Genomic DNA, 15,493 nt, shown 5'->3' on the forward strand with positions numbered 1-15,493 from the left:
GCCCGGCAGTGCTTACTCTTCGCTGCCGCCCAGTTTCCAGTAGCCAGCGGCCTTGACGAAGTCTTCTTCCAGCCCGAACTCGTCCAGCAGTACCCGACGCAGCTTGCGTGACAAACCGGACTCGGTCGCAATCCAGGCATACAGCTTGCCCTCAGGCATTTCCAGACGGCGAACAACGTCCACAAGCTGCTGTTCATCACGCACGATCCAGATAACGTCGACCTGCGCCGCGCTCTGGAAGGTCTGCTGTTCCTGCTCGGTGGCTACCTCGACCACCACCAGCGCAGCACGGTTGGCGGGTAATGCTTCCAGACGCCGGGCGATGGACGGAATAGCGGTCTCGTCGCCAATCAGCAGATAGCTGTCGAAGATGTCCGGCACGACCATCGAACCACGTGGCCCGGCGATGTGCAGGAACTGTCCGGTTGCGCCTGAGCGGCCCACGTGGCAGCCGGGCCTTCGCCATGCAGGACAAAGTCGATGTCCAGTTCGCCGCTGATTTCGTCGTAGCGGCGCGGGGTGTAGTCGCGCATGGGCGGGCGTGGTGCGTCCTTGTCACTGGTCGCGTTCAGGTCTTCCAGTGCCGCCTGCTCTTCCGGTGTTTGTGGAAAGAACAGTTTGACGTGGTCATCGCTCCCCAGACTGATGAAGCCCGTCAGTTCCGGTCCGTGCAATGTGATGCGACGCATCAGCGGGGTCAGGTCCGTGACCCGCAGAACTTCCAGCTTACGGCGCTTGATTTCATGCATGACGCGGTGGATCGATTGTGGCGAATTCATACAGAAGCCTCCGACGCAGATTGAGGCCCGTCAACGATGGCTTTGGCGGTGGTGTTGAGCAACTCACTGACCCGCAGGGTTTCTTCCGGGCTCCAACGACCATGGTGCATTTGCAGAGCATGTCGCAGGTTGTGTACTGCTTCGTGAATCTCTGGCGGACGGTCATGGCCGCGCAACGATCGCTTGCTGACATCGATGCGCGTACGCACGCCGTCCAGTGCAACAGCCTGATCCTGCAGTGAACTGCGGCCAGCGTCGGTCACGGTGTAGAGCTTTTTGCCAGCCTGCGCGTCGCCCGCGATCATTTCGCTTTCTTCGAGAAAGGTCAGGGTTGGGTAGATCACGCCAGGGCTGGGGCAGTACGCGCCATCGAACAGGCCTTCAATCTTGCGGATCAGGTCATAGCCATGGGCGGGCTGCTCGGCTATCAGCGCCAGCAGCAGCAATTTCAGATCACCGGGAGCAAAGACCCGTGGGCCTCGGCCGCCGCGTTCGCGGCCAGGGCGCTTTTCGAAACCGTCGCGGTCTTCGCCCGCGTCACGAAGGTGCGGCGGACGGTGGTGGGGAGGGTGCTTGTCTTCACGCATGTTTTTTTATCTCTGGTTACACGTTAGATATACCTTAAGATATATCTAACTATAGCCGCAAGCGATGAAGACCAACGGTCATTGGCGGTTCAGACTCCTTTCGGCGGGTCGGGTAACCGGGTATTGCACATGGCTTGCCCGTGGTTTTCCAGATAAGGCGTCAGAATCGGTGCCATGCCCTTGAGTACCTGCACCGGCAATGCCGAGGTGAAGCGAAAGCCCTCGGCGGCGCGTCCCGGAACAAACGCGGTCAGTGCGCCAAAGTGGTTGTCGCCGATATAGAACACAAAGGTCGCGGTGCGGTTGATCGCTCTGGAACTGAGGATGCGTCCGCCCGCACCAGTGCTCTCGATGCGATTGTCACCGGTGCCGGTCTTGCCACCCATCGCCAGCACACTGCCGTCCTGCATCTTGAATGTGCCCTGCACCCGCTTGGCGGTACCGCCGTCCACCACCTGCGACAAGGCTTCGCGCATGGCAGCGGCCACTTCCGATGGCAACACCCGCTGGCCAAGTTCGGGGTTGATGGTCAGTTCGGTGTCGTAAGGTGTGTCGGCAGCAAAATGCAGGCTGTCGATGCGCACCGGCGGCAGACGAATGCCGTCGTTCTGAATGATGCCGATCAGCTCCGCCAGCGCCGCCGGACGATCCCCCGAGCTGCCGATTGCCGTTGCCAGCGAGGGCACCAGGTGGTCGAACGGGTAGCCCACGCGCTGCCAGCGTTGCTCGATATCCAGAAACGCTTCGACTTCCATCATGGTCCGCACCCGGCTGTCGCGAGCCCCCTTGTGACGACTCTTGAACAGCCAGCCATACACTTCCTGCCGCTCGAAACGGCTGGCCGCCGCCGCATCCTTGAATTGCGCGTCCGGGTGCTTGAGCAGGTAGCCCACCAGCCATAGATCGAGCGGGTGAACACGCGCGATGTAGCCTTGATCGGGCAGGTTATAAGTGCCCGGCCCATAGCTGGTATACAGCTCGGCCAGACGCTTGTCGGTCAGTTTCGAGGTTGCTCTGGTTTCTTCCAGATGCGCACGGACGAACGCATTGAACGTCGCCTGATCGGCGCTCGGTAGCAAGTAGCGATGCACGGCAGCGAGGCGAATCGCCGTCGGATGAATGCCGTCCAGAAAGGTGTCCAGCCGCTCCTGAGTATTCTTGTTCTTGTAGCGTTTCCAGAAGCGCAGCAGGAACACGGTGCCTTCCCGGTCGGCAAACTGGCTCAGGTATTCCTGGCGGCGCGGGTCATCATCATCCTTGAGCAGCGAAGCGCTGTTATTGGGCGCCTGGTAGGTGCTGTAGCGCACCACGTCGCGCATCAGGCGAATGAACGGCAGGTTGATCGACTCACGCAACGACTCGCGCAAGGTCGGGATGCGCTCGTTGTCTTCACGCCGGAAGTTGTTGAAGCGGTGCATGCCGCCACCGGTGAAGAAGGCCTCGGAGGGGCTCGCCGAATAAGTACGGTCCAGTGCGGCGGCGAGCATCTTCGCCAGGTCGCGATCGCTGTTCTGCATCAGGTAGTCCACTGACCAGCGGGTCAGCCGATCAGGCTCTTCGACAGGGATCTTTCTCAACTGCGCAGCGCTCATGCCTGCGTAACGCCCGTGCAGCTCGGCGATGATTTCCAGGTAGGTGGTCAACACGCGCATCTTGGCGGTCGAGCCCAGCTCCAGCTTGCTGCCTTCGTTAATGTCGAAAGGCTGATCGGTGCTGTCAGTCTGCACCCGGACCCGCGAACCGTCTGCGCCGCGTTCGAACAAGGTGAAGCTGTAACGTACCTGTGCAGTGCTGGCCGGGCTCAGCAGGCGCTCTCCCATCAGGCCGACCTTTGCCGCGAACTCAGGATTGGCCAGGTCGCGCAGGTACTGGCTGACGCTGCGCTGCAACTCGCCGTGCAAGGTGCTGGTGGCAGACAGGTCGAGGCGGTCCAGATCATAAAGCGGACGATTGAGCAGGTTCGACAAGCGAGTGCGCGCGACGCTGATGCCTTTGTTGGTTTCGATGGGCTGAATGGTCGGCTGCTGCGCCCAGTCCCGGTAGGTGACCGTGGCTGCCAGCGCGGCATCGGCCAGTGGCTTGTCAATGACATTGGCCTGGGCCAGCAGGCGAATATGGCTGTCGGTCAGCTCCGCCAGCTCTGCGCGGCCCTTGGCCAGATAGTGCGACGGGCGACGCTGGGCAATCACCAGCGACAGCACCTCGCGCAACGCCAGCGCCTTGTCGGCCAGGCCCTTCTGTTCGGTGGGGTTGGAGGCCAGCAGCTGATTGGTCGTGGCGAAATCCACGCCGAACCAGACCCGCAAGCCTTCCGCCAGGCCGTGCACCTCACCGTGCCCCGGCACCGCAGACAGCGGCACGCTGTTCAGGTAATCGCGCACCACGCGCTGGCGTACCGCAAGCGTCTGCTCGCCGGGTTGATAGGCGCGCACACTGGCGGAAACCATCTGCCGCAATTTCTCCGAGCCAGACTGGGTCAGCCCGTCGGGCGAGTGACGGTATTTTTCCAACTGAGTCGCCAGCGTACTGCCACCGGCCGACTGACCGGGCAGGGCAAATACCTTCGCTACTTGCGACCAGGCAGCCTTGGCAAAACGCGGCCAGTCCACAGCCGGGTTGGCCAACGGCTGCTGAGGGTCGAGCAGATCGCGGTTTTCGATGAACAGCAGGCTGTGAACCACCAGTGGCGGAATGTCCGCGAAGGTCGGATACAGCTGCTGCGGATAACGAAACTCATACAGCGGCGCGCCACGGCAGTCAGTGATCGACAGCCCGACCTGGCTTTTTTCCTCGTAAGGCACAAAAAAACCGCGCTGCACGTAGCGCCGTAGCTCGGGTGAAAAGCGCGTCTGACGCGTGATCACGTAATCGCGTTTGAGCAGACGCGGCAGAAACTCACCCAGCGATGAATAGCCCAGACGCTTGTCGAACGGCCCGTCACCGGGATAAATCACTTCGCTGCTTGGCCCGGGTTGCATCGAGTAACTCAGACTGGCCGCAAACCGGCTGAATTCCCGCGCTTGCAGTCTGGAACTGCGACTCTCCATCGCCACGGCGGCGCCCAGTGCCACCCCGGCCACCACCAGAATCCCCAGAATACCCACCACCCATAGCGCCTGCGACGTGGCTGCTTTGGCCTGCGTGGGTCATCCTGACGGTCAGCTGACATCACATCCTGCTTGCTATCGGACTGCCGAAATACGCCCATAGTCGATCGTCCGGTCATCCTGAAAACACACCTGGCCTAAGCTTAGACGCTGGTTGGGGTTGTGGGGAAATTGTCTGATGGTTTTCGCGCTGAATCGAGGTGCTGCGTAGAGGGGGGGATCGCGCGCGTATCGTCTAAGCCTGGGTTTCTATTCAACAATGCTGTCCATTGACAGGCGTTTGAATAACGGTTTTTTAATCCGCCGATAGTGAGTTATAAAAATGTAAATTAGTTATTTTGTAGAAGATTTCCGATAATCGTTTCTGTCGCTTGATCTTGCTAATGATTTGTAAGCGCTCCATAAACCTCACTTGGCTAAAGATAGGTAAAGCGCTTAGCTGTGAAGTCGAGGTTCGCAGTTCCACGGCAGCAAGGCTTCGTAATCCTCTACCGATGTCGCCGTTGGCAAACGTTCAAGTGCGTGGCGCTGCCACGCATAGGGCTCCTGAGCCAATACAAAGCACACCAGCAGTCGCAACAGCCACGACTCGCAACAGCGCAATTCGTTGAATCCGCCGTCGTGTGGCAGTGGGACCGGAAGCGCACCTATATCGCTGGATGGAGCGTGGCAGGCAATCAAATTGACGACACCAGCGTATGCCGTAACTGGCGCAGAGGCTCGATCGAATACCGGGAATGCCGCAAGGGCGCCAAGGTGTATTTCAAAGAACAGTGCAAGCGCCTCCCCGAATCAGGCGCCCGCCAACGCTATTGCAGTGCAGCGAGCGGGTTTAGTCCGTTGGGCTGAGCGCCCCACGGCCAGCTCGACGAGGGCACCCAGAACCTCAGCACGAACGGCACTATCAGACGACAATACGAGGCCGCCGCTTATTATTTTATTTTTCTGAAAAACTACTGAATGCACTACCGCCACCGTATCCAATATGATACAAAACGCCACGACGGATTTTACTGAAGCCTGGCCTTGATCAGGTTTTAATAACATGGAAGTAAGAATACGTAACTATCCCCCCTCATTGCCCTCTCTACACTGCCCAGACGACGAGCCACTGATTCGACTTTCCGATTAGTTGGCGTGCCTGTTTTATCAGTACCTTTGCGCCTGCCTGCCCGGTTTTCCAGCGTCGGAAAATACCGCCGTCGCTCTCTATGTCTTCACGCTGTACCCAACATGAAGTTGATCGTCAAACCCAAGGAGTGTCACCCATGAAATCCCCAAAACTCTTACTGTCTTCCCTTGCGCTGGCTGCAATGACTGCGGCTGCAACGGTTCAGGCAGGTCCTCCCGTCACAGTAACTTTCAAGAATCTGAGCGCTGAGGCTGCGGTATATCAGGTTGTCACGAGCAATGAGACCTCGACAAAGCTGAACGCAAAACCGTCAATCGCTGCGTCAGTCCAGGCTGGAAAGAGCGATGTCTACGCGGTGCAGAGCAACATCTCCCCAGATACTAATTACGCCAGCGTTCGATATGCAATCGGCTCTAAGGTGTGCGTATTTTCGACCACTTTCATCAACCTCCCCGGGGCGGGTGGCGTCAAGGTACCTAAATGGACGCGCACGGCCACGCCAAGCGGTGGCGCGATCTGTACCGCAACCTCCGGCGTGACTAACCTTTCAACCTATGCCTGGGCCGCCGAATTTACGATGAAGTAGGCTTCTTGCGTGCGTGTCTTCCCGATGCGCACGCGCTGATAAAAACTCAAGATTTTTCGCTCCGCGCCGATAGTTCTAACACCAGTGCCATGGACGTGGCCCACGCCGCCAGGACGCAAATATGATCGACAGCAACTCTATCTCAAGCTTTCTTGCCAACAATACGATCAAGACGGTCGCTAAAACCGCCTCCGTGGCAACCGAGAATACTGCTGTCAAAGAGCTGGTCTCAACGACAGATCGCTCGGACACCGCAACACTTTCAACGCTCGCGAAGCAATTGAATGACAGTGCTGCGCGTGCTGACTCGCGTGATAGCACCCTCGGTTTCAAAGACTTGGGAACTCTGGCGAAAGATATCATCGACAAGGTTGCAGGTCCCAGCTACTACGCCAACCGAAAACTGCATGACGCCGAGGTCCCTGACACAGACGATCCCGCACTTATCGAGCGAGCCAGGCAGGCTACTCAATTTGCAAACGGAACAGGAAAAAACCCGTTCGCGGGCCTGTCTCAAGATCAGCTACGCCTGGTGATATACGACGAAAGGGGTGACTACACTGTAAATGAAAGAAATGCGGCCTATTCAGAAAATTACGATATTGAACAGGCGTGGAAAAGAGACGTGACGAAGCGCTATGTCGACGAATACAACGAAACCGGCAAGAGTACCCAATCACTGTTCATGATGCTGGCTCACTACAATGAACTTCCACCGATAGAAAAAGCGCAGTATCCCGCTAATTACGCAGCCAACCTTGCATCAGGCGACAGCTCAGTGCTGGAAGCCCTCATATCCTAGTTTCGACCAGTTCAAGTACTGGGTAAAAATACAAACGAATCCCTCTGCGCTTAGAAAGGTCGCGGTATTCGTGCGTTCTTTGACACCATTGATCACGAGTGGATGATGTGTTTCCTGCAACACCGAATTGCGGATAGGCGAATGTTAGCGCTGATAGTTCGATGGCTGCGCACAGGTGTTCTCGAAAATGGAAAGCGCATTCCTGCGAAGCAGGGCACGCCGCAAGGTGCGCCCATTTCACCGTTGCTTGCCAACATCGTAAGCGCTCCACAAACCCCATCTAACCAAAGACGACGGTGCGTCTAGAAATGCAAACGAGGCGTGCAGTTCCACGGCAGCAGGGCTTCGTAATCTTCAACCGAGGTCGCCAGTGGCAGCCGTTCTAATGCGTGGCGCAGCCACGCATAGGGCTCCTTGCCGTTGGCTTTAGCCGTCTCGACCAAGCTGTAGAGTTGAGCACTGGCCGTGGCACCCTTGGGGGTATCGCTGAATAGCCAGTTCTTGCGTCCGATCACAAACGGTCTGATCGCACGCTCTGCCGCATTGTTGTCGATGGGCAAAAATCCAGCTTCGGTATAGCGCACCAGCTTTTGCCAGTTGCTGGCTAGATAACTGATCGCCTTACCCAGCGCATTTTGCGCCGTGACGTGAGGCAGCGTTTTCTCCATCCAGGTGTGCAACTGAGTCAGCACCGGTACGCTGTTTTGCTGGCGAGCTTCATAACGCTGCTCATCGCTGCCTTCTTTCAACGCCCGCTCGATACCGTAAAGCTTGTTGATCAAATTCAGGGCAACATCAGCCCGCCCGGTTTTGCCCTTGGGCTGCACTTTTTGTGCTTCTACGAACTTGCGACGAGCATGCGCCCAGCAACCCAGTCGCTTGATACCGGCTTGCGCGCCAAGCGCGTTGTAACCGGCGTAATCATCCGTCATCAAGTAGCCACGATAGCCCTCTAGCAGACGCGTCGGTACTTCCTGCGCACGGCTGGTTGAGTAGTCGAAAAGAACAACAGACTGATTAGGCGGGCCTCCAGTTTGTACCCACATCCAGGATTGACTGGCGGGCTCTCGATCAGGCTCTTTATTAACCTGCACTCGTGTCTCATCGCAGTGGATGACACGACTTTCCAGCAGTCGATCCCGCATCAAGTTGAGCAAGGGTTGCAGATGCTCGCCGCACTGAATCACCCAGCGCGCCAACGTTTGTCGCGGGATATCCATGCCGTGGCGGTCCAACACTTTTTCAAAGCGGTGAAGCGGTAAACCATCTACATATTTAGTGGTAAGCAGCATCGCCAAAACGCTAGGGCTGGCCATGCTCTTCTCGATCACTTGCGCAGGTTTATCAGCACTGACCGGGGCTGTTTCGCAGTCGCGGCAGGCATAGACTTTTCGGATGTGTTTGATCACGCGGATCTGCATCGGCACGATTTCAAGCTGCTCGCTGACTTCTTCGCCAATGGTGTGTTTGCGGCAGCCACAAACGCAGGTCAGTTCGTGCTCATGCAGTTCGTGGATGACTTCGACGCGGGGTAAATCGGCAGGCAAAGGTTTGCGCTTGCCACGGCGCTTGGTCGGAGCAACGACCTCTTCATCTGAGGCTTCGTCCACAGGCTCGACGACGCTTTCTACTTCATTGAAGAGGGCCAGTTGCGGCGTTGCCGCATCAGCTGTTTGCTCGGACTTACGTCCGAACAAACGCTGAAGCAGGAGGGCATTCGTTCGGACTCCAGACGCTTGAGCCAAAGGCAAAAGCCATTACGCTCCCAGTACAAGATCTTCACGCGGTTGCGTGGCTTGTTGAGGAAGACGAAAAGTACTGGATCAAAGACGGCGACCTTGATGTCCAGTTCGACCAATGCCGCCAGACCGTCGATAGACTTTCGGAAGTCCACGGGCTTGGGGTACAGATACACTTTTTCGACTTTGGCATCGGGTCGCATCATGGCGAGCTGGCTCCTGAGGGAATCGGGATCACAGCTTCCGGGATCAGCTAAGCACTTTGAATGTGGGGTTCATGGAGCGGTTACAATGATTTTACGTGCCTTAGTGAAAATGGGAGAGAGACCTGGAGTACTCGCTACGAGCCAAAAAAATAGTCGGCTAGTAATTGACTTCACCGCCATTTCTCCACGACGAAATGGCAGCGGCCTGGATTTGCGCGTATCAAACGTGAACGTCAACCAACGTTTTCCGTTCCTCCTCACGCTTCGGCGCATAGCGTTCAATCTGGTAGATAATCGTGTCCATGAAATTGCCAATGTGGTTGCGGCTGAATATTTGTCCGTAGTCGATGACCTTGCTGTAGCCCTCCAGATTGAGAGTGTGCGTGTTGCCGAACTTTTCCGTGTAGTGGTCGAGCAGTGTCAGAACGATCCTGGCATTTTCACGTAGGTCTTCTTTTAGGGGTTGGCGTTCGTTCAGCTTCTCGGTCAGGTATGTGAATTCTGCGGGAGTGAGTACATTGTCTGGATCAGTAACCTGAATGTTCTGATTAAAACCCAACGTGAAGCCGAAATGCTTTTGGGACAGATCGGTATTCAGATAAAAGAGCTGCTGCTTGAAATCATGGAAATTGTCGTACATACGGCAAATGCTTTCGTCAAACTCTTTACGTTGGTTGTTAAGATACTTACCACGGATTTTTTCCGATTCCTTTTCAGACATGTTCTCCAACATAGCGCGCCCTGCCTCCGATGTTTTGTAATCGGCGAACCAAGGCGTTTCTTCCGTACGATAGAACTCAGCGTTCGGGTCACGCTGTTCTTTTTGTTCTGGCTCCATAGGCAGCTTGTTCAAAGGAATCGAGGCACCCTCGTTTTTTTTACCAAACAGGGTTTGCCATTCTTGTGCGGTGATGTGATTAGGGCCGATATTCATTGTGCGCCTGCTTTTTTATGGTCAATTTACTAACGGCACGGACTAGGAAAACTTGTGCCGAGATGATTGTAGGAATATTCCCAAGCTGCTGGAGTGGTGATTGTTTTGTAGGAAGTTTCTTTATTTTTGATTTTGCCATTGACGTTGCAGTCGGATTGCTATTGCGTCTTGTTTTAGTTGTTTTTATTAATGGCAGGAGCGTTATATGAATAATCTCAAAGCAGCAAAGATTTTGGCATTCTCGTTGTTGACGTGTTTCTTACACCCGCAGGCAATAGCGCAACAAGGGGGTCAGAATATGTTAAATGAGCAAGCAAGTGGGGCGGATATTGTTGGAGGGGCCAGCGAGATCAAAGCGGGGGAGGCTGTAGAACCCAAATTTACCGAGTTGCCTGACAGATTTAATATTATCAAGGATTCTTTGGTAAGCATGGCGGACAGCCACTACTTTGGGTTCGCAGCGTTGCGTGGACAGAAGGTGTTGATTCAAGGGCATCTATCCGGGTCCACACAACTGGAAATTCATGATGGCGCTAAGTGGAATGTACTCGCCAGTGGTCAAAAGGTTGTACTTTCTTCTTTGACGCCTGGACAAGATGTGATTGTTCGCATTTCACATGATGTTGCCAAGCCGTTTGTCCAAGGTTCGACATATGGCCTGATACTGGGGTCGTTTCCAAAAGTCACCTATGCTCGCTTGCGAGATCAGCCTTTTGGCATGTCGAGGATACCTCCTGATGCATCCACCTTGGGGCCGTTATCTGCTCAAGGAATAAGCAATGTTATTCTGGAGGTTGATATGGCTGATTCGACTGGAAAGCCTCTTGAAGGGGGAATTGCTTCATACTCGATTGACCTGCCAAAATCTGATAAATCCCATTTGGGTGGTTTTGTAAAAACTGATGCATCAGGAAAAGTCCGCACAGCATTAAACATTGGTCGCTGTGTCGGCGGTAACGACGCAGGCGTTTTCACAGAAAAAGACAGGGGGACACATATTTGGCGTACCCAATATTTTGAAGGTAGTTGGACAGTAAATAGTTTTTATGCTGGAAATACCGGCCTTGACACGCCTCATCCTGACAAGGGGCAAATCGGCCATATCTGCCATCAGAGACTGATCAAGAGTACTCCGTAAAAACATGTAAAAGAGACTGGCAAATTTTTTTTGCCAGTCTTTTACATTCTCAACGTTTCCTTCTCTACACCGGTACGGCAGCCTTATATCTACCCAACCGCTTATTCAACTCCAACCCGTTCGCCATCAACATCATCAGCCCCAACCCCACGATCGCCGTGGTCACCTGCATCGGCCATGTATCGCCTGCCAGCGCATTCGCCATGTCTGCCAGTGGCGCGAGCAGCACCCCCAGGCAGAAAATTTCCAGTGAATAACGGCCCATGCGGCAGGTCTGGCGGGCGGGCCAGTTTTCCAGCCAGTTGCCTGAGGTCGGCAGTAATCGCGCGACGACGTAGACCAGCGCGAGGAAATGCATCAGGCGCGCGGGTGCCAGGTCGGTCTTGCTGATGGGATAAAGGCTGTCGAGGTGCAGGGTCGAGACCAGTGCGCTGTGCAAAGCGGGCCATTTTTCGCTGAAGGTCAGGATTCCGGCGATCAGCACGTAGACGGCGGCCATGAGGAACAACGGTTGTTGGCGCAACGGAGGGTGTTCGGCTGGTGTGGCTGTTTCACTGCGCAACGCACAGGCACCGCCAAGGATGAACAGCAACTGCCAGGCCACCGGGTTGAAGTACCACACGCCACCGCCTTCGTAGGCGCGCAGGTTCCAGCCGAACAGCGGCACCATCAGGTACAGGGCAATCGACAGGCCGACTGCAACTTCGAGTTTGCGCAGCATTAACGGCAATGTCAGGGGCAAGGTCAGCAGCAGCACGATGTACAGCGGCAGCGGGTCGGTCAGGTTGGGTTTGAAGCGCAGCAGCAGTTCATCGGCCAGTGCCTGTTGCGGGTTGCCGACGAAGTATTCGAGGCCCATCTGCTGGACCATGTCGCGGGTTTCGACGTGGTTGTTGGCGACGAAAACGATGCCCATGAGCAACGTCAGCAGAAAGATATGCACCACATACAGCACCCAGGTGCGGCGCAGGATGCGCACGCCAGCCACCAGCATGCCGTCGCGTCGGGCGATGCGCCCGTAGGCCAGGATCGATGCGTAGCCGGCGAGGAAAACGAAGACTTCTGCGGCATCGCTGAAGCCGAAGTTGCGCAAGGTCAGTTGCGCCAGCGGATTGTCCGGTACGTGATCCCAGAATATAAAGATCAGCGCCAGGCCACGAAAGAAGTCGATTCGATGATCGCGTCCGTTAGTCATAACGGTGGACTCTTGAAAGTGCTAATGATTGAAGATCGTCCACAAAGGTCTCAGGTTCCAGTCCGGCGACCGGTGACGTTCGGCGGCGCGGCAGGGTGCCGTTCTACGTGAAAAATTGCAAAGTCTGGCTATTACAGGATGTCTCAGGCGCACCGGTTTCAGAAGGTTTGCGGCTGCCAGCAGCGTCGTGCGGCTGTCCGATCAAGCCAGATAATGTCAGTAATCAACAACAATCATTCTCATCCATGGAAGTGTTACTGTATAACTATTGCAGTCAACTCACTGGAGAGAACGCCATGAAACCCGATATCCATCCTGCCTACCGCACCGTGTTGTTCCACGACACTGCCGCCGACGTCCATTTTTTGATCGGCTCAACGGTAGACACCGACCGGACGCACCAGCACACCGACGGCACGACCTATCCGTATGTCGCGCTCGACGTTTCCAGCGCCTCGCACCCGATGTACACCGGTCAGCAGCGCAAGACCACTAACGAGGGCCGCATCGCGGGCTTCAATAAGCGTTTCGCCACCTTCGGCTCAAGCGGCAAGAAAGAAACCGAAGCGGCTCAATGATCCGTCTGACTTCCCGGTCGCGTGCATTGCACATGAATTGCCCGCGACCGGGATTTTTTTGCCTGAATTTCGAGCGGACGGCCAATCATCTACTGGACTAACGGCCGGAATTGCTTTTATCTTCGCGGCCTGAAAAACAGGAGTAACCGCTTTGAAAAAGTCAGTCGCCATCGTTTTCGGTGGGCAATCCAGCGAGCATGAGGTTTCGTTGCAGTCGGCACGCAACGTGATCAATGCGATTGATCGTGAGCGCTACGCGCTGACCCTGATCGGCGTCGACAAGCTGGGCCGTTGGCTGTGCTTTGATGAGGCCGATTACCTGGTCAATGCCAACGATCCTTCGCGGATCAAATTGAGCACATCAGGCAAGCAACTTTCCTTGCTGCCCGGTAACGCTGGCGGGCAGTTTGTCGAGGTCGAGACGGGGGCGCCGCTGGCGAGTATCGACGTGGTGTTCCCGTTGATCCATGGCGCCTTTGGTGAAGACGGTGCGTTGCAAGGCGTGTTGCGGATGCTGGCCGTTCCCTGTGTGGGCGCTGACGTTTTGGCGTCTGCGGCGTGCATGGATAAAGACGTGACCAAGCGCCTGCTGCGCGACGCTGGCATTGCTGTTGCGCCGTTCCTGGTGCTCAGTCGTGGTGAAACCATTTCTTTCGCTGATGCGTCTGGGCAGTTGGGTCTGCCGATGTTCGTCAAACCGGCCAACCAAGGTTCTTCGGTCGGCGTCAGCAAAGTGTCTGACGAGGCTGATTTCGCTGCTGCACTGGCGCTGGGTTTCGAGTTCGACCACAAGCTGCTGATCGAGCAGGGCATCGTCGGCCGCGAGGTGGAATGCGCTGTTTTGGGCAACAATGAACCGCAGGTCAGCGTCTGTGGCGAGGTCATTGCCAACGACGAATTCTATGCCTACGACACCAAGTACCTGAACGGTGATCAGGCGCGCATCGCGATCCCGGCCGAGATGCCTGCCGATCTGAGTGATCAGGTACGCGAAGTCGCGTTGCAGGCCTACAAAGTGCTGGGTTGCGCAGGCCTGTCACGGGTGGATTTCTTCGTCACCGAAGCACGGCAGATCATCATCAACGAGGTCAATACGTTGCCCGGTTTCACCTCTATCAGCATGTACCCCAAGCTCTGGCAGGCCAGCGGGCTGACCTATGCCGAGCTGATCCACCGCCTGATTGTGCTGGCTTTGGAGCGGGCAGATGAGGCGCGACTGCTGAAAAGGGACATCTTCGTATGAAGGTAATCAGTATCGCGGCAGCGCTCTTGATCGGCCCTGATGGGCAGACCTTGCTGGTGCGCAAGCGCGGCACTCAGGCCTTCATGCAGCCGGGCGGCAAGATCGAGCCCGGCGAGCCTGCTCCGTTGGCGCTGGCCAGGGAGCTTGAAGAAGAACTCGGGCTGATCATCGACCCGCAGCAGGCGACGTTTCTCGGCGAGTTCTCGGCGCCGGCGGCCAACGAGCCGGGTTTTGAGGTTCGTTGCCAGCTTTACGAGGTCATGACGGATGCGCAAGTGCTGCCCGCCGCCGAAATCGAAGAAGTGATCTGGGTCGGCGCGGGCAGACAACCGGATCTGCATCTGGCTCCGTTGACCCGCGACCTTATCCTGCCGTTGTATCGCCAGCGGCAGACTGAAACGCACTGAAAGAAGTGTCGTCCTGCGCCGAGGCGCTGGGCGCTGCTTTCAGCAAGCGATCCCTTCAGCGAGCGACTCTTTAGCGAACCACGCTCACACCGTCCAGCGTTGAAAAGGACGTGTCCTTGGCCGTCAGCAGAAAGTCACGCATGTAGGGCGCGTCGAGCATATCGGCGCGGATGCCTGCGTAGAGTGTCGCGAACAGCCCTTTTTCCCCCAGCCGCTTGCCTTTCACGTAACCGCGTGAGCTGTATTCATGCAGCGCCCAATGCGGCATGCCGCACACGCCGCGACCACTGGCGACCAGTTGCATCATCATCACCGTCAGTTCCGAGGTTCGGACCTGCGCGGGCTCGATCTCGGCGGGCTCCAGAAAACGGGTGAAAATGTCCAGCCGGTCACGCTCGACCGGGTAGGTGATCAGGGTTTCAGTGAGCAGGTCTTCCGGAACGATATAAGGCTTGCTCGCCAGCGCATGCTGATTGGCCACTGCCAGCATCGCTTCGTAAGTGAACAGCGGCACGTAGGTGATGCCGGGCAACTCCAGCGGGTCTGACGTCACCACCAGGTCCAGATCGCCCCTCGCCAATGCAGGCAACGGCGCGAACGAGAATCCGGAAGACAGGTCCAGCTCGACTTCCGGCCAGGCATCGCGGAACTGGTCGATGGTTGGCATCAACCATTGAAAACAGCTGTGACACTCGATCGCCATATGCAGGCGTCCCGCCGTGCCGCCCGCCAGGCGAGCAATGTCGCGCTCGGCGCTGCGCAGTTGCGGCAGCATTGAGTCGGCGAGTTGCAGCAGGCGCAGGCCGGCGCTGGTGAAGCGTACCGGCTTGGTCTTGCGTACGAACAACGGCATGCCGAGGCGCTCTTCCAGTTCCTTGAACTGATGGGACAGCGCCGATTGCGTCAGATGCAGGCGGTCGGCGGCCTCCACAAGACTGTCGGCTTCGCGCAAGGCGTGCAGGGTTTTGAGGTGGCGTATTTCAAGCACCGTCACGGCTCCATGAATAGTATTTGTGATCAACACGAAAAAAATGAGTTTGTCTCATGATGTACCGGCTGT

Annotated in this window: 12 protein-coding genes and 5 pseudogenes; 8 read left to right on the forward strand and 9 right to left on the reverse strand. The window is 56.5% G+C overall.

Translation table 11 applies throughout. The features are described from left to right. Positions 1 to 12: 12 nt before the first annotated feature. The 4 genes and pseudogenes from N018_RS05760 to N018_RS27260 all read right to left on the reverse strand — a co-directional run. Positions 13 to 779 (reverse strand): annotated as a pseudogene (locus N018_RS05760) (siderophore-interacting protein). After that, positions 776 to 1,366, reverse strand: a complete 591-nt coding sequence (locus tag N018_RS05765; protein WP_025389069.1) for a PadR family transcriptional regulator — start codon at positions 1,364 to 1,366, stop codon at positions 776 to 778. The pseudogene N018_RS05760 and the gene N018_RS05765 overlap by 4 nt, the downstream one beginning before the upstream one ends. 89 nt (positions 1,367 to 1,455) lie before the next feature. After that, positions 1,456 to 4,574, reverse strand: a pseudogene (locus N018_RS05770) (transglycosylase domain-containing protein). A 334-nt stretch (positions 4,575 to 4,908) separates the two neighbouring features. Then, positions 4,909 to 5,022, reverse strand: a pseudogene (locus tag N018_RS27260) (transposase domain-containing protein); the annotation flags it as partial. On the opposite strand from N018_RS27260, the pseudogene N018_RS26135 reads away from it, so the two are divergent. From N018_RS26135 to N018_RS26140, 4 genes and pseudogenes are all read left to right on the forward strand, one after another. Further along, a pseudogene (locus tag N018_RS26135) lies at positions 5,020 to 5,322 on the forward strand (hypothetical protein); the annotation flags it as partial. The pseudogenes N018_RS27260 and N018_RS26135 overlap by 3 nt on opposite strands. A gap of 419 nt (positions 5,323 to 5,741) precedes the next feature. Continuing rightward, the gene (locus N018_RS05775) at positions 5,742 to 6,191 is read left to right on the forward strand and encodes a hypothetical protein (protein WP_024643717.1); all 450 of its coding nucleotides are present in this window, start codon (positions 5,742 to 5,744) and stop codon (positions 6,189 to 6,191) included. Between the two features lie 121 nt (positions 6,192 to 6,312). Further along, positions 6,313 to 6,993 carry a hypothetical protein gene (locus N018_RS05780; RefSeq protein WP_024643718.1) on the forward strand — a complete coding sequence of 227 codons (681 nt, stop codon included), beginning with the start codon at positions 6,313 to 6,315 and terminating at the stop codon, positions 6,991 to 6,993. 66 nt (positions 6,994 to 7,059) lie between these two features. Then, positions 7,060 to 7,299 (forward strand): reverse transcriptase domain-containing protein, encoded by a 240-nt coding sequence (locus tag N018_RS26140; protein WP_267872192.1) that lies wholly within the window; start codon positions 7,060 to 7,062, stop codon positions 7,297 to 7,299. Here the strand turns inward: N018_RS26140 and tnpC are convergent. The 3 genes and pseudogenes from tnpC to N018_RS05795 form a co-directional block, all read right to left on the reverse strand. Continuing rightward, positions 7,296 to 8,705: pseudogene (gene tnpC, locus N018_RS05785) on the reverse strand (IS66 family transposase); the annotation flags it as partial. The gene N018_RS26140 and the pseudogene tnpC overlap by 4 nt on opposite strands. Continuing rightward, positions 8,621 to 8,938 carry an IS66 family insertion sequence element accessory protein TnpB gene (gene tnpB / locus N018_RS27930; RefSeq protein ID WP_025389071.1) on the reverse strand — a complete coding sequence of 106 codons (318 nt, stop codon included), beginning with the start codon at positions 8,936 to 8,938 and terminating at the stop codon, positions 8,621 to 8,623. The pseudogene tnpC and the gene tnpB, both read right to left, overlap by 85 nt. A gap of 220 nt (positions 8,939 to 9,158) precedes the next feature. Beyond that, complete coding sequence (locus N018_RS05795; RefSeq protein ID WP_024643371.1) at positions 9,159 to 9,872, reverse strand: hypothetical protein; 714 nt, start codon at positions 9,870 to 9,872, stop codon at positions 9,159 to 9,161. A gap of 205 nt (positions 9,873 to 10,077) precedes the next feature. Between N018_RS05795 and N018_RS05800 the strand changes: the two genes are divergently transcribed. After that, on the forward strand, positions 10,078 to 11,010 hold the full coding sequence (locus tag N018_RS05800; protein ID WP_025389072.1) for a hypothetical protein: 933 nt from the start codon (positions 10,078 to 10,080) through the stop codon (positions 11,008 to 11,010). A 64-nt stretch (positions 11,011 to 11,074) separates the two neighbouring features. Here N018_RS05800 and N018_RS05805 read toward each other — a convergent pair whose 3' ends face one another. Next, positions 11,075 to 12,205 (reverse strand): OpgC domain-containing protein, encoded by a 1,131-nt coding sequence (locus N018_RS05805; RefSeq protein ID WP_025389073.1) that lies wholly within the window; start codon positions 12,203 to 12,205, stop codon positions 11,075 to 11,077. Between the two features lie 296 nt (positions 12,206 to 12,501). Here N018_RS05805 and N018_RS05810 point away from each other — a divergent pair, with 296 nt between their 5' ends. The 3 genes from N018_RS05810 to N018_RS05820 all read left to right on the forward strand — a co-directional run bounded on the left by N018_RS05810 (position 12,502) and on the right by N018_RS05820 (position 14,433). Then, positions 12,502 to 12,783, forward strand: a complete 282-nt coding sequence (locus N018_RS05810) for a type B 50S ribosomal protein L31 (protein WP_024643374.1) — start codon at positions 12,502 to 12,504, stop codon at positions 12,781 to 12,783. Positions 12,784 to 12,934: 151 nt separating this feature from the next. Then, positions 12,935 to 14,026 (forward strand): D-alanine--D-alanine ligase, encoded by a 1,092-nt coding sequence (gene ddlA / locus N018_RS05815; protein ID WP_025389074.1) that lies wholly within the window; start codon positions 12,935 to 12,937, stop codon positions 14,024 to 14,026. Then, a complete protein-coding gene (locus N018_RS05820; RefSeq protein WP_024643376.1) occupies positions 14,023 to 14,433 on the forward strand; it encodes an NUDIX hydrolase in 411 nt (136 codons plus the stop codon). Before ddlA ends, N018_RS05820 begins: the two co-directional genes overlap by 4 nt. A 70-nt stretch (positions 14,434 to 14,503) precedes the next feature. Here N018_RS05820 and metR read toward each other — a convergent pair whose 3' ends face one another. Continuing rightward, positions 14,504 to 15,421, reverse strand: a complete 918-nt coding sequence (gene metR / locus N018_RS05825; RefSeq protein ID WP_024643377.1) for a transcriptional regulator MetR — start codon at positions 15,419 to 15,421, stop codon at positions 14,504 to 14,506. Between the last annotated feature and the right edge of the window lie 72 nt (positions 15,422 to 15,493).

This window comes from Pseudomonas syringae CC1557, assembly GCF_000452705.1.
Classification (GTDB): domain Bacteria; phylum Pseudomonadota; class Gammaproteobacteria; order Pseudomonadales; family Pseudomonadaceae; genus Aquipseudomonas; species Aquipseudomonas syringae_F.

Coding starts and splice junctions, on each gene's coding strand:
- N018_RS05780 (WP_024643718.1), top strand. CDS start 6,313: ATGATCGACAGCAACTCTATCTCAAGCTTTCTTGCCAACAATACGATC.
- N018_RS05775 (WP_024643717.1), top strand. CDS start 5,742: ATGAAATCCCCAAAACTCTTACTGTCTTCCCTTGCGCTGGCTGCAATG.
- N018_RS05810 (WP_024643374.1), top strand. CDS start 12,502: ATGAAACCCGATATCCATCCTGCCTACCGCACCGTGTTGTTCCACGAC.
- N018_RS05795 (WP_024643371.1), bottom strand. CDS start 9,872: ATGAATATCGGCCCTAATCACATCACCGCACAAGAATGGCAAACCCTG.
- N018_RS05820 (WP_024643376.1), top strand. CDS start 14,023: ATGAAGGTAATCAGTATCGCGGCAGCGCTCTTGATCGGCCCTGATGGG.
- N018_RS05765 (WP_025389069.1), bottom strand. CDS start 1,366: ATGCGTGAAGACAAGCACCCTCCCCACCACCGTCCGCCGCACCTTCGT.
- N018_RS05800 (WP_025389072.1), top strand. CDS start 10,078: ATGAATAATCTCAAAGCAGCAAAGATTTTGGCATTCTCGTTGTTGACG.
- tnpB (WP_025389071.1), bottom strand. CDS start 8,938: ATGATGCGACCCGATGCCAAAGTCGAAAAAGTGTATCTGTACCCCAAG.
- N018_RS05805 (WP_025389073.1), bottom strand. CDS start 12,205: ATGACTAACGGACGCGATCATCGAATCGACTTCTTTCGTGGCCTGGCG.